Origin of the sequence: Streptomyces katrae, from assembly GCF_000966975.1 — a bacterium.
GTDB lineage: Bacteria > Actinomycetota > Actinomycetes > Streptomycetales > Streptomycetaceae > Streptomyces > Streptomyces katrae.
This window is the reverse complement of the sequence record NZ_JZWV01001224.1, coordinates 1-815: the sequence shown is the minus strand read 5'-3', so window position 1 is coordinate 815 and position 815 is coordinate 1. Positions and strand designations below refer to the sequence as shown.

Annotated in this window: 2 protein-coding genes; both read right to left on the bottom strand. The window is 75.7% G+C overall.

Annotation, left to right across the window (positions count from 1 at the left end):
- The coding region (locus tag VR44_RS35270) for a prephenate dehydrogenase/arogenate dehydrogenase family protein (RefSeq protein WP_045951730.1) at positions 1 to 340 on the bottom strand (340 nt) is incomplete at its 3' end.
- A 129-nt stretch (positions 341 to 469) separates the two neighbouring features.
- The gene (locus VR44_RS35265) at positions 470 to 814 is read right to left on the bottom strand and encodes a YidB family protein (RefSeq protein ID WP_094192126.1); all 345 of its coding nucleotides are present in this window, start codon (positions 812 to 814) and stop codon (positions 470 to 472) included.
- Position 815 lies beyond the last annotated feature (1 nt).

Here is an 815-nt window from a genome sequence, read left to right as displayed (position 1 = left end):
CCATGGGGTGGGTGCCGATGTAGGCGGAGGTGTCGGCGCCGAGCGCGGCGAGCTCGCGGCGCGGGCCTCCCTTGACGCTGGCCACGTCCACGTAGGCCCGGGCCAGCCCGCGTCCGATGGCGTCGGCCAGGGCCGCGGCCACGTGGGCGGGCGGTACGGCGACGATCGCGAGGTCGACCTGCCCCTCGGGGGCGTCGTCGGTGCCGGCTCCCAGGGCGGCGGCGGTACGGGCCTGCGCCGGGTCGTGGTCGACGAGGTGGACGGAGATGCCGCGGGCGGTCAGGGCGAGGGCCGCGGAGGTGCCGATCAGTCCGGTTCCGATGACGACGGCGGTTCTCACGGGCGCTCCAAGGGTGATCGCGTAACGGGTGGCTGGGCCTGACTCAGGGTAGCCACTGGGTACCGCGGAAGGACCCGGCGGTCCGCCCTGTGGACGGTGCCGGGTCCTCGCGGACGGTCCCGCCGGGGGTCAGAGGTTCTGCTGCCGGATGATGTCCTCCAGCGACTCGGTCGGCACCCGGCCGCTCGGGGTCAGCTTGTCGACGGCCTGCGGGAGCGTCCGTGCGAGCTGGTCGGCGGCCTCGTCGGTGCTGACCCCGGCCTGCTGGGCAGCCTGCCGGAGGGCGTCGTCCGGGAGCGCCTCCTTGATCTGGGCGCCGCTGACGGGCTGGTTCTCACCGGTGCCGATCCAGGACTGGGCCTGGTCGGCGAGGCCGGACTTGGTCAGCATGTCCAGCAGGCCGCCGAGGGGGTTGTCCGCCCCACCGGCCGCCTGGCCGCCGCCGCCCGCGCCGCCGCCCGCCAGGGCGCCGATC